We start from the raw sequence: 12,138 nt of genomic DNA, 5'->3' as shown, positions 1-12,138 counted from the left end.
GCCTGTTCAAAGAAGGATTCTTTATGCCATGTACAAAGAAGGACTTCTGCCTGGCAAAAAATACTCAAAGTGCGCAGGTGTTGTGGGCGAGGTCCTTAAAAAATACCATCCCCACGGAGATACTGCTGTTTATGATGCACTGGTGAGGCTTGCACAGGACTTCAACATGAGGTATCCGCTCATAGATGGACAGGGAAACTTTGGTTCCTTGGAGGACCCGCCTGCTGCCTACAGGTATACAGAGGCAAGGCTTGCAAAGATTGCAGAAGAGATGCTTGCTGACATTGACAAAGACACTGTGGATTTCAGCCCGAACTTTGACGAGACCGTAGAGGAGCCTGTTACTCTTCCATCGAGAATACCAAATCTTCTTATAAATGGCTCAACAGGCATCGCAGTTGGCATGGCAACCAATATCCCGCCACACAATCTGGGTGAGATAATAGACGGAGTTGTGATGCTCGTCGAAAACCCCGATGCCTCGATAGCTGAGCTGATGAGTGTAGTTAAAGGTCCTGATTTTCCAACTGGAGGCATTATTCATGGCGTAGAAGGCATTAACTCTGCATACACCCACGGAAGGGGGCTCATCAAGCTCAGGGCAAAGGCAAGGATTGAGAGGGAACATAAAGGCGGAGAAAACATAATAATCACCGAACTGCCTTATCAAGTCAACAAGGCAAGGGTTATCGAAAAGATAGCAGAGCTTGTAAGAGACAAAAGGATTGAGGGCATATCCGAGATAAGAGACGAATCCAGCAGGGAAGGCACAAGGGTTGTCATCGAGCTTAAAAAAGGAGAGGCAGCAGAGGTCACCCTTAACAACCTCTATAAGTTCACACCACTTGAATCTACATTCGGCATAATCATGCTTACAATATTTAATGGCCAGCCACATATACTGAATCTCAAAAAACTGCTCAATCATTTCCTTATGCACAGAAAGGATGTGGTCTTAAGAAGGACACGGTTTGAGCTAAGAAAAGCAGAGGAAAGAGCCCATATCCTCGAGGGTCTTAAGATTGCCTTTGACCATCTCGATGAGGTAATTGCCCTGATAAGAAGCTCAAAGTCGCCTGAGGAGGCAAGGGATGCCCTTATGATTAACTACGGCTTAAGCCAGATACAGTCACAGGCTATCTTAGACATGAAACTACAGCGCCTCACAGGGCTCGAAAGGGAAAAACTCGTTGATGAGTATAAGGAGACCCTGAAACAGATAGAGGCACTAAAGGCAATCCTTGCAAGCGAGGCAATGGTCTTGAAGATTATAAAAGACGAGCTCCTCGAGATAAAAGGCAGGTATGCCGATGAAAGAAGAACCGAGATTGCAGAGGAGACAAAAGAGATAACATTAGAGGACCTTATAACCGAGGAGGATATGGTCATTACAGTGTCCCATCAGGGCTATATAAAGAGAAACCCCCTTTCAGCCTATCGTAGCCAGAGGCGAGGCGGAAAAGGGCTCATTGGCATGGAGACAAAAGAGGAGGATTTTGTAGAACAGCTCTTCATAGGCTCAACCCACGACTATATGCTATTTTTCAGTAACCGTGGAAGGCTTTACTGGCTTAAGATATACCAGATACCAGAGGCAGGAAGGGCCGCAAAGGGAAAGGCATTGGTAAACCTCCTTGCCCTTTCAGATGGAGAAAGAATCGCAACTGCAATCCCTGTAAGGGATTTCAAAGAAGCCTTTCTCGTATTTTTTACAAAAAATGGTTTGGTCAAAAAGACCCCTCTCGAGGAATACAGTAACCCAAGAGGCAAAGGCATCATTGCCCTTACCATAGAGGACAACGATGAGCTTATAGCTGTAGGAAGGACAGACGGAAAAGGGGACCTACTCATAGGCACAAGAGGAGGCATTTCGATTAGATTCAACGAGGAAGATGTTAGAACTGTGGGGAGAACTGCGAGAGGGGTCAGAGGCATAAGGCTAAGAAAAGACGATGAGGTTGTCTCAGCCGAGGTCGTCGAGGAAAAAACAGCACTTCTTACCGTTACCGAAAAGGGAATAGGGAAAAGGTCTAATATAGAGGAATATCCTGTTCAGGGAAGAGGCGGATTTGGGGTTATATCCATAAAGCTGACCCAAAAGAGCGGAAAGGCAGTTGGTCTTATGCAGGTCAGGGAGGACGATGAGGTTGTCATGATAACAAACTCAGGAAAACTCATAAGAACGAGGGCAGGAGATATATCTCTACATGGAAGAAACACGCAAGGTGTAAAGCTCATGGATGTCGAGGCAGATGACAGAATCGTCAGCATGGGAAAGATAGTAGAAAAGGATTAAACAGAAGGAGGTCTAATGAGAAAAGTTATAATGTTGTTAGGTTTATTCTTCTTATTATCGGGATGCGAAAAAAAACCAATTGCAGTGGTCGACGGCATCTCTATTACCGAAAAGATGTTAAATGCCGCATTAAACGAAAGGGTTTTAGAGCATAAGGCACAGGGGGTTGAGGTTAACGCAATGGCATTGAAGCAGGCTGTCTTAGATGAGCTTATCGCAGAGACACTGATGATTAAAGCCGCAGGCAAGGAGAATATCTCAGTCTCGGATGAGGAGGTTGGGAAGGAGCTTGACCTTAGGATGCAGGGCATTGACGAGAAGGCATTCAAAAAAGACCTTAAGGCTAAAGGACTTTCCCTAAGCGACCTGAAAAAAAGGATTAAAAACAAAATCGTAGTGTCTAAGTTCATTTCCCAACTCGTGCCTCCTCAGTCTGTTACCGAAGAAGATATAAAGGCATATTATCAGGCAAGTACTACGCCTTTCCTTAAACCCGAATTGGTCCTTGTGAGGTTTATACAGACAAAAACCAAAGAGGAATCGAAAACAGTACTAAAGGAGATGAAGGAAAAGGGCATGGATTTCGATACCATGGCAGATAAACTTGCCGCAGAGGAAAATGCCGTTGTCAGCGGTTATGTGTGGGTAGAGCCTCGGATATTCGGACAACCGATTGAACACTCCATAGGGCAACTGAAGAAAGGAACCTATGGAGGCCCTTTAAACGGCAAAGAAGCTTTCTATATATTTATGGTAAAGGACAGACAGGCACAAAGGCCCGAGACCCTCGATGAGGCAAGGGAAAAAATCAGAGCTATAATTTATGAAAATAAAAGACAAGCAGGGACCGCCCATTGGGTTGCGGATAGAAAAGGCAAGGCAAGTATTGTCATTAAATAATTCTGCCATGCTATAATTCTAAGCTATGACACCGAGGAGGGCTGATAAGGTTGTACTCAGGTTCAAAGACGGCAGGGTGCTTAAGGGTTATCTTTTGAATTTCTCGGATAGCTCAAATGAGGTTTCAATCGAAGAGACTAAAAAGAAAAATCCAAAGAAGATTTCAGTAGATGTCCTCAAGGCAATATTCTTTGTAAGGACATTTAAGGGAGATAAGCAGTACAGGGAAAGAAAATCCTATAGCATAAGCCCTAAAAAGGGTAAAAAGGTGTATGTAAAATTCACTGACGCCGAATCCCTTTTAGGCTATCTAAATGGCGAACTGCCATGGCAAAAAGGGTTTCACCTTTCATCGCCAAAAGAGGGCAAAAACGGCTTTTTCGTCTATCCTGTGGATACCAAAGGAAATAACATCAAAATCTATATCCTGAATTCCTCTGTCAAGGATATTGCATTAGTAGGTTGAGCCTGAAGATAAAACTATTTATTTTAACGATTATCCTTCTTATGCCAATCCATACCCCTGCCATAGAGATTGACAGGGTTGTGGCAGTGGTAAACAAAGAGGTGGTAACATGGGGCGAGCTTTATAGGGCAATGGAGTTTGAACTAAGACGGCAGATAAAAAGTGGAGGAATAAAAATACTAAACGATGAGCAAAGGACTAAATTCCTTAAGGCTAACGAGGCACGGTTCCTCGAGGAGCTGATAGACAGAAAATTGCAGTTACAGGAGGCAAGAAGGCTCGGCATCGATGCCACTGACATGGAGATCGACGGAGAGATAGAAATGACCCTAAAAGCAAACTCCATAAGCCATGAGCAGTTCATTAATGTGCTGAAAGAAGAAGGACTTACACTTCAGGACTATAGGAAAATCCTTGTCGAGGAGATTACGCTCGCAAAGGTAATTGGCCGTGAAGTAAGAAGTAGAATAACCGTTACAGAGAATGAGATTAGGAATTATATTATAGCCACTGGCGATGACAGCTACAGGGTCTGGCAGATATTTTTTAAAATGCCTTCTGACCCAAAAGATAAAAAGACAGTTGAAGAAAAGGCATTCGCGGTGCTCGATATGCTTAGGTCAGGTGCGGATTTTCAGGAACTTGCAAAGGACTCATCCGAGGAGCCAGCAGGCAGGGAAGGCGGTGACTTAGGCATCCTAAAGACCTCTGAGATGTCAGAGGCATTCAGGGAGGCATTAAAGGGCATTCGGTCAGATGGCATAAGCTCGCCATTCTGGAGTGCTCAGGGCATGCATATTATAAAAGTTCAAAGGTCAAGCACTCAGAATACCGAAGAGATAAAAGAGTTTCTCCTCCAAGAAAAGCTCATGGAGGAACATAGAAGATGGATAAAAGGACTAAGGGAGAAGTCCTTCATAGAAGTGAGACTCTAATAATCAGCTCTACATTTAAAATCCAAGGGGGACTTTTTAGCAAGTCCCCCTCTAAAATATAAAGATGTAGCTCTTAGACAGCTTAATCTTTTCAATACGGCGTTATATTAATAACCGCCTGCTGCTTTCTTATGGCACTTACTGCAATTAGCCTCATCCTGTGCAAATGCCTTTTTACCGTCGTGGCATGTGCCACAGAACTCTCCGGCTACATGCTTGCCGTCTGCCATCGGTGCCTTCATCCTTTCTTTATGTGGTCCCATTGGGCCGAATATCTTTGGGTGGCAGTCACCACACTTATTGCCTGCCTTTGCATGTATTGCACCGTCAAAGACTACCTTTCCTTTAGCACCACCTGCATATTCAACTGTCTTACCTGTCATTACTGCCATAGCACTGCCAACTAATGCTATTGCGATTAACAATGTCAATGCAATTATAAGCTTTCTCATTACTATCACCTCCTTTCGTCAATAGGATAAAAATTGTGGCTTAATCTTCTTTTAATTAGGTATAAAAATATAGTCCAATTGCCAAAGGCTTGTCAAGTTAAATATTTAGAATATTTAGAAACTCTGGCGGGAGCGTGTGGGAATCGAACCCACCATGCCCGATTCTCTCAGGCAACACTGGATTTGAAGTCCAGGAGGGACACCAGAGCCCTATACACTCCCAGCATCTTGATATTACTTCATTTTCTATTTTTGTGGCAAGATATTGTCAAGTCTTGCTATCTGCTTATATTCCCTTGTCCTCAAATGCTATAATAATGCATCATGGAAGAAGGTATTAAAAACCTCTATCTGAGGGGCAATATGCCTCTTTGTCCGCTCTGTGGAAGGGAACTCCCTCTTGAGGCATTTAAAGCAGGAGGCTGGCTCTGTAAATGTGGAGAGTTTATCCCTATGAGGCTTGTCATAGACCCATTTGAAGGATGTACACATGGAAGAAACTGTAATTGTGGAAGGGAGAAATGAGCTAACATGACTGATTTTGCATTATCGGTCAATAATGTCCCTATTCGCTTAACAGGTGAAAGGTGGCGTCATATTGTAGAAAATCACGATGATATGGCAGGATACTATTACGATATTTTGGAGGCTGTTTCAAGCCCTACATGGGTGGTTGAAGGAGATGCGAATGATCTCTGGGCGGTAAAACTTACCTCTCAAAGAAAGGCATTGCTTGTAATTTATAAAGAGATGAAAGAACAGAAAGACGGTTTCATTATCACAGCGTTTGTCACTACAAAGATAAAGAAACTTTTGAAAGGAAGGAGAATAGTATGGCAGCAACCACAGCAATAAAGGAGATATTTGAGGCATTGCCTCATATCAAAAAAGTAGGTGCAAAACACCTGTGGTTTGATTTCGATGAAGAAGCTGATGTCCTGTATATTAGTTTAGAGCGTCCTCAAAGGGCAACTGATACGGATATATTAGAAAATGGTGTATTTCTGAGACTCAGAGGCAAAAAGGTAGTTGGGGTAACAATAACAGGCATTAGTAAAAAATTCAGAAAATGAAAAAAGGTTATTTCGGTCAATATGGAGGGCAGTTTGTTCCAGAGACCCTCATGCCTGCCCTTAAAGAGCTTGAGGGTGCATATCTACACTCAAAAAAAGACAGGGCATTTCAGAAAGAGCTAAAGGAGCTTCAAAGCACATACATAGGTAGACCAACTCCTTTATATCTTGCAAAAAGGCTTTCAGAGTATCTTTCCGGAGCAAAGGTATATCTAAAAAGAGAAGACCTTGCACACACAGGCGCTCATAAGATAAACAATGCCCTCGGACAGGGGCTTTTAGCCAAAGGAATGGGCAAAAAAAGGGTCATTGCAGAAACAGGTGCGGGTCAGCATGGAGTTGCCACTGCAACAGGTGCGGCACTCATGGGACTTGAATGCACAATCTATATGGGCACAGAGGATATGCATAGGCAAGCACTTAATGTCTTTAGAATGAGGCTTTTAGGTGCAAATGTAGTTGAAGTTCCAATAGGCTCAAAAACCCTCAAGGATGCCATTAATGAGGCATTAAGGGATTGGACTACAAATGTAAGGACAACACATTATGTCATGGGAACTGTGTTTGGTCCTCATCCATTTCCAGCAATGGTAAGGGACTTTCAGTCAGTCATAGGAAAGGAGGCTAAAAAACAGATTCTAAAAGCCGAGGGAAGGCTTCCAGATGTCCTCATTGCATGTGTTGGTGGTGGAAGTAATTCCATCGGGTTATTCAATGAGTTTCTTAAAGATAATGTAAGGATGATTGGTGTTGAGGCAGGTGGAAAGGGTATCCCTACTGGTGAGCATGCCTCAAGATTCGCAGGCGGTTCTATAGGTGTTTTTCAGGGCACAAAAAGCTATCTCCTACAAAATAAAGATGGAAATGTTTTGGGGACACACTCTGTCTCGGCAGGACTTGATTATGCATCGGTTGGTCCTGAGCATGCATATCTTCATGACACAGGAAGGGTTACTTACACATATGCCACCGACGATGAGGCACTTAATGCCTTTGAATTGCTTTCAAAATTAGAGGGCATAATCCCTGCCCTTGAATCAGCACATGCCCTCGCAGAGACTGTCAAGTTTGCACCTACACTCCCAAAGGACAATATTATAATAGTGAACCTCTCTGGTAGAGGGGATAAGGATGTTGAGCATGTGGCAAGGATTAAGGGAATATTAAAAACCTAATGGTATTGACAATAGTATAACTTTATATCATACTAATTTTATGAAAACAGCAATATCGCTCCCGGATAAAATATTCAGAGAGGCTGAAAGGGTAGCTAAAGAACATAGTTATTCAAGGAGCGAATTATTTACCCTTGCACTTAAAGAATTTTTGGAAAGGATAAAGGCAAGAGAGTTGTTAGATGCCATAAACGAGGCATACTCGGATATAGAACCTCTGAAGGAAACCGATCTAAGGCAGAAGGGTAAAAGATATTACAGCCATAGAATTTTAAGGAAGCCCGTTGGAAATTAAACAGGGGGATATTTACTGGATTGATTTCGGTATCCCTGAAGGCTCAGGGCCCGGGTATAAGCACCCCCATGTTGTTATACAGAATAATGTCTTCAATGTGAGTAAGATTAACACTGTAGTTGTTTGTGCCATAACATCTAATCTTAAGAGGGCAAAATCCCCGGGCAATGTCTTGCTCCGAAAGGGTGAAGGTGGGCTCAAAAGGGATAGTGTGGCAAACATATCACAGGTCATAACAGTAGATAAATCAGACCTTGTTGAAAGGATTGGGACATTACCGCTAACACGGGTTAATCAGATAATAGCAGGTGTTAGGCTTCTGATAGAGCCAAAAGAGATTTGAGGGAAGAGGGGGTTGTGCTCATGGATAATTAAAGAAGAGGTGGAGCAGGGGAATATCCCGCTCGTGAGGGCGGCGTTGAAGTATGGAAAGATGCTGATTGAGAGGGGTTAAAGAACGATGGCAAAAAATATTACAGGCGCAGGCAGCATGTTTGAACAATTAATTCATACTTACATAAAAGACTACAACGACTTGATAAGTCTTTTGCACAGCACAATCGAACGAATAGGAAACCTAATAATATTAAGTTCAAAAAAAAAGCTTTACAGCTATGAAAGCACACCGGAGCTAAATTTGTTTATTGACATTCAAAATGCAGAATCTGATAACCGGCATCTTTTTAAAAAGCTTTATTCCATAATAACAAAAGAGAGCATTGAAGAATATGATGACGATTGGGTAGGCAATTTAGATAGCAAAATCGATTTTGAGGGTATTGTTTTCCGTCTTAGAGAAGTCGGCGCATTAATTTGTGCCAGTAATGTCCCAAAAAGAATAGGAGAATGTTTCGAGGAAATTAAGCAATGTTACGCGATGGGTCTTTACAATGCGGCAATTGTATTTTGTTTTGCCTTAATTGAGGCATGCCTGAATTGCGACTCTACAAAAGGCACCAAAGAAGATTGTATAGAAAAAAGCAAACTGCCGGATGAATTGAAAAGATATGCCCACGATATTAGGAAGGAGAGGAATAAGATTTTACATGAAAGGGTCCAGTGGCAACAACTGGAAGATATTGCACTGTCTTGTATCAGGGCGACTCAGGAGATAGTAGAATATATATTCAAGGAAACACTACAGAAGGATAAGAAAATGCCGTAGTGCGTAAAAAAATTAAAAAGCACGGCTTGACAGGAGGCATTGAAAGTTATACAATAATCAATAGGGTATAACAATTATTTAAAAGGTTGGAATATTATGCCAAAAGTTAAAACTCTATCAAAGGGGCAGGTTGTCATCCCAGTGGAGCTCAGGAAGAAATACCACATAGAGCCGGGGTCGGAAATGCAGATAATGGAATACGGCGGGATAATCTATCTAATTCCTCCTGTGGAAGACCCCATAGCCGCAGCCTGTGGCATTCTGCCTCCGGAGCCCTCCCTTTCGAAAAGGCTGCTCTATGAGCGCAAGGCAGAGTTCAAGTAATGCCAGCAGGTTATGTCTTTGACAGCCATGCGCTCCTTAAATTATTCCAGAAGGAGAAAGGGCATGACAGGATAATCCGCCTTCTGAGGAATCTTAGCCGGTTGGGCGCAGCCAAATACATAAATGCGGTTAACATGGGGGAAATCATCTATACAACAAAGAGGGCATTTGGCGACCAGAAGAAACTTGAGGCAATCGCAAATATTGAAAGACTCAACTTCACTGTCCTGCCTGCTACAAATGACCTCATATACCAGGCTGCTGAATACAAGGCTGAGTACAGCATTTCTTATGCTGACTGCTTTGTCCTTGCCTCTGCGGTTCGATATAAGGCGGTTGTAGTCACAGGCGACCCGGAGTTTAAGAAGGTAAGCCATTTTGTGGAGATTGAGTGGGTATAAAAAGGACATGTCAATCATAGAGAAAACTTTTAATAATCTCAAAAAACAAGGCAGAAAAGCCTTTATCCCATACATCATGGCAGGAGACCCGTCCTTGGAAAAGACAAAGGAGCTAATAAAAGTCCTTGAGGAATGTGGTGCGGACATTATAGAGCTTGGAGTCCCTTTTACCGACCCTCTTGCAGATGGACCTGTTATTCAGAGGGCATCTGAGAGGGCATTGGCAAAGGGTGTAACACTGAGGGATGTAATCAGGCTGGTCAAAGATATAAGGGCAGTCACTAAAATACCTATAGTCTTAATGACATATTATAATCCTATATTTGCTTATAAAGAGGAGGCATTTGTCCGAGATGCAGTCTCCTCTCAGATAGATGGTATAATAGTGCCTGACCTTCCTCCTGATGAGGCGCATGACCTTATAAGGCTTTCACGAAAAAAGGGCATTGACATAATCTTTATGCTTGCGCCAACCTCAACTGCCGAAAGGGTAAAAAAGGTGGCAAAATTATCGAGAGGTTTTATATACTATGTATCGTTGACAGGCATAACAGGAGCGAGGCTTCTCGTTGACACTGCCCTGTCAGAGGCTATAATGGCGATACGCAGGCTTACCGAGATGCCGATATGTGTGGGCTTTGGCGTAGCAAGCCCTGAGGAGGCTAAGGTGCTCTCCGATGTGGCAGATGGTATTATTGTAGGAAGTGCTATTGTGCGGAGGCTCGATGAGCCAGAAGAGGAACTTAAAAGATTTCTCAGGGGACTAAGGGATGCCACCCAATGAGCGAGGAGTCCTTTATAAAAAAGCTCAGACAGTTAAATGAGCTTATGGAACTGACTGCACTCATAAACTCCACTTTGGATACACACGAGATAAGGAGGCGTGCAATAGAGGCCGCAACGAGGCTTACAGATGCAGAGACAGGCTCGCTTTTGCTTTTGGATAAGGAGACAGGCGAGCTTTTCTTTGAGGTTGCTCTCGGAGACAAAGGAGGAAAACTGAAGGAAATCAGGCTTAAGAAGGGTCAGGGAATTGCAGGCTGGGTTGCTCTACAGGGAGAGCCTGTCTTAATCAGAGATGTTCAGTCTGACCCAAGGTTCTTCAAAGATGCCGATGAAAAGAGTAAGTTTGTCACAAGGGATATGATATGTGTTCCTGTAAGCACAAAGGAGAGGATATTGGGTGTTTTACAGGTAATAAACAAAAACATTGGACAGTTCGACGAAGATGATATGCAGTTAATCACTGCACTTTCAAATCAGGTGGCAGTTGCTATAGAAAATGCAAATCTCTATCAAGAGCTAAAAGAGACATTTTATGGCACAGCACAGTCCCTCGCAGAGACAATCGAAAAGAGAGACCCCTACACAGGAGGTCATACAAAGAGGGTTATGAACTATAGTCTTGCCATAGGAAGGTCAATGGGACTAAGTAAGGCAGAGCTTGAAGGTCTCAAGCTTTCGGCAATACTTCATGACATTGGAAAAATCGGCATAAGGGATAGTGTCCTTTTGAAGAAAGACAGGCTTGAGCCTGAAGAGCAGGAGGCAATGAACATGCACCCACGCTTCGGCTCGGAAATCTTAAACCATGTAAGACAGCTTAAGGATATTATTCCCGGAGTCAGAGGGCATCATGAAAAATACGATGGCTCAGGCTATCCAGACGGACTAAAGGCCGAGGGGATACCCCTTTCTGCAAGGATAATCGCAGTTGCCGATACATTCGATGCAATGACCACAGATAGGCCCTATAGAAAGGCACTAAGTGCCGAGTCTGCCTTTGAAGAATTAAAAAAATATGCAGGCAGACAGTTCGATTCAGAAGCTGTAGAGGCGTTTTTCAGGGCATGGAAGGAGATGGAGATAGTCCTATGAAACTCAAGGTTCTGGGCTCAGCAGGTGCCGAATTCCCAAACTTCAATCCACCTGCATTTCTTCTGGATAATTCCGTTCTTTTGGATGCAGGAACAATCGGCGCAGTCCTTGACGAATCGGCACAGTGGAAGATAAGATATATCCTTATAACACATGCCCATCTTGACCATATCAAGGGAATCCCTTTTCTTGCGGATAATATAATAGTGAAAAACAAAAAACACAGTGTTACCGTAATGGCGATTCCCTCTGTATTAAACTCCCTTAAAAGAAGCCTCCTTAATGGCACGGTTTGGCCTGATTTCACAGTTATACCAAACCCCGATAATGCAGTCCTCAAGCTGAAAGGCATAAAGAAGGGTAATACATTCACTGTAAACACCTATAAGGTTACTGCATATGAGGTCAATCATGCTGTTTCAGCCACAGGCTATGTCATCGAAGGCAAGGGCGGTAAAAGGCTTCTTTACACAGGAGACACCGGGCCTACGGAAAAGATATGGCAGGCAACAGAAAACCCCGTGCACTGTGCCATAGTAGAGGTTTCTTTCCCGAATAAGATGAAGGACATGGCAATTATAACAGGCCACCTTACAGCAGGGCTTTTTAGTGGAGAGCTTAAAAAGATGATTAACATCCCCGAAAGGATCCTCATTACACACCCCAAGCCCCAGTACCTCAAACAGATAAGAAAGGAGATAGCCCGCCTTAGGATGAATAATATACGGATACTTCGTGACGGCGATGAATTCGACATATAGACATGGCATGGTTTAAG

17 protein-coding genes and 1 tRNA gene are annotated in these 12,138 nt (G+C 43.3%); 16 read left to right on the top strand and 2 right to left on the bottom strand.

What is annotated here, in order from left to right; translation table 11 throughout:
• The 4 genes from gyrA to HY805_08510 form a co-directional block, all read left to right on the top strand.
• Positions 1-2,296, top strand: a 2,296-nt coding sequence (gyrA, locus tag HY805_08525; GenBank protein MBI4824256.1) for a DNA gyrase subunit A, incomplete at its 5' end; no start/stop codon positions are given.
• A gap of 15 nt (positions 2,297-2,311) precedes the next feature.
• Entirely contained in the window at positions 2,312-3,196 is an 885-nt protein-coding gene (locus tag HY805_08520) for a peptidyl-prolyl cis-trans isomerase (GenBank protein MBI4824255.1), read from the top strand.
• A 25-nt stretch (positions 3,197-3,221) separates the two neighbouring features.
• A complete protein-coding gene (locus HY805_08515) occupies positions 3,222-3,662 on the top strand; it encodes a hypothetical protein (GenBank protein ID MBI4824254.1) in 441 nt (146 codons plus the stop codon).
• The gene (locus HY805_08510; GenBank protein ID MBI4824253.1) at positions 3,659-4,597 is read left to right on the top strand and encodes a peptidylprolyl isomerase; all 939 of its coding nucleotides are present in this window, start codon (positions 3,659-3,661) and stop codon (positions 4,595-4,597) included. Before HY805_08515 ends, HY805_08510 begins: the two co-directional genes overlap by 4 nt.
• A gap of 107 nt (positions 4,598-4,704) precedes the next feature.
• Here the strand turns inward: HY805_08510 and HY805_08505 are convergent, their stop codons facing one another.
• Positions 4,705-5,049 (bottom strand): hypothetical protein, encoded by a 345-nt coding sequence (locus HY805_08505; protein ID MBI4824252.1) that lies wholly within the window; start codon positions 5,047-5,049, stop codon positions 4,705-4,707.
• 124 nt (positions 5,050-5,173) lie between these two features.
• Positions 5,174-5,271 (bottom strand) — tRNA-Sec (locus HY805_08500).
• Positions 5,272-5,373: 102 nt separating this feature from the next.
• Here HY805_08500 and HY805_08495 point away from each other — a divergent pair.
• The 12 genes from HY805_08495 to HY805_08440 all read left to right on the top strand — a co-directional run bounded on the left by HY805_08495 (position 5,374) and on the right by HY805_08440 (position 12,121).
• Complete coding sequence (locus tag HY805_08495; protein MBI4824251.1) at positions 5,374-5,574, top strand: hypothetical protein; 201 nt, start codon at positions 5,374-5,376, stop codon at positions 5,572-5,574.
• A 6-nt stretch (positions 5,575-5,580) separates the two neighbouring features.
• Positions 5,581-5,904, top strand: a complete 324-nt coding sequence (locus HY805_08490; protein MBI4824250.1) for a hypothetical protein — start codon at positions 5,581-5,583, stop codon at positions 5,902-5,904.
• Positions 5,883-6,122 (top strand): DUF2283 domain-containing protein, encoded by a 240-nt coding sequence (locus tag HY805_08485; GenBank protein MBI4824249.1) that lies wholly within the window; start codon positions 5,883-5,885, stop codon positions 6,120-6,122. The genes HY805_08490 and HY805_08485 overlap by 22 nt, the downstream gene beginning before the upstream one ends.
• Positions 6,119-7,297, top strand: a complete 1,179-nt coding sequence (gene trpB / locus HY805_08480; protein MBI4824248.1) for a tryptophan synthase subunit beta — start codon at positions 6,119-6,121, stop codon at positions 7,295-7,297. Before HY805_08485 ends, trpB begins: the two co-directional genes overlap by 4 nt.
• 40 nt (positions 7,298-7,337) lie before the next feature.
• On the top strand, positions 7,338-7,592 hold the full coding sequence (locus HY805_08475; protein ID MBI4824247.1) for a CopG family transcriptional regulator: 255 nt from the start codon (positions 7,338-7,340) through the stop codon (positions 7,590-7,592).
• A complete protein-coding gene (locus HY805_08470) occupies positions 7,582-7,935 on the top strand; it encodes a type II toxin-antitoxin system PemK/MazF family toxin (protein ID MBI4824246.1) in 354 nt (117 codons plus the stop codon). The genes HY805_08475 and HY805_08470 overlap by 11 nt, the downstream gene beginning before the upstream one ends.
• Before the next feature lie 117 nt (positions 7,936-8,052).
• On the top strand, positions 8,053-8,757 hold the full coding sequence (locus HY805_08465; protein MBI4824245.1) for a hypothetical protein: 705 nt from the start codon (positions 8,053-8,055) through the stop codon (positions 8,755-8,757).
• A 96-nt stretch (positions 8,758-8,853) separates the two neighbouring features.
• Positions 8,854-9,081 carry an AbrB/MazE/SpoVT family DNA-binding domain-containing protein gene (locus HY805_08460; GenBank protein ID MBI4824244.1) on the top strand — a complete coding sequence of 76 codons (228 nt, stop codon included), beginning with the start codon at positions 8,854-8,856 and terminating at the stop codon, positions 9,079-9,081.
• Positions 9,081-9,482, top strand: coding sequence for a type II toxin-antitoxin system VapC family toxin (locus HY805_08455; GenBank protein ID MBI4824243.1), 402 nt, complete (start codon positions 9,081-9,083; stop codon positions 9,480-9,482). The genes HY805_08460 and HY805_08455 overlap by 1 nt, the downstream gene beginning before the upstream one ends.
• Positions 9,483-9,489: 7 nt before the next feature.
• Positions 9,490-10,266, top strand: a complete 777-nt coding sequence (locus HY805_08450) for a tryptophan synthase subunit alpha (GenBank protein ID MBI4824242.1) — start codon at positions 9,490-9,492, stop codon at positions 10,264-10,266.
• Positions 10,263-11,360 carry a GAF domain-containing protein gene (locus HY805_08445; GenBank protein ID MBI4824241.1) on the top strand — a complete coding sequence of 366 codons (1,098 nt, stop codon included), beginning with the start codon at positions 10,263-10,265 and terminating at the stop codon, positions 11,358-11,360. The genes HY805_08450 and HY805_08445 overlap by 4 nt, the downstream gene beginning before the upstream one ends.
• Complete coding sequence (locus HY805_08440) at positions 11,357-12,121, top strand: 3',5'-cyclic-nucleotide phosphodiesterase (protein MBI4824240.1); 765 nt, start codon at positions 11,357-11,359, stop codon at positions 12,119-12,121. The genes HY805_08445 and HY805_08440 overlap by 4 nt, the downstream gene beginning before the upstream one ends.
• Positions 12,122-12,138 lie beyond the last annotated feature (17 nt).

The organism is Nitrospirota bacterium, from assembly GCA_016207905.1.
Taxonomy (GTDB): Bacteria; Nitrospirota; Thermodesulfovibrionia; order Thermodesulfovibrionales; family JdFR-86; genus JACQZC01.
Note: the sequence above shows the minus strand (reverse complement) of the source record. Positions and strands in the feature narration are given on the sequence as shown.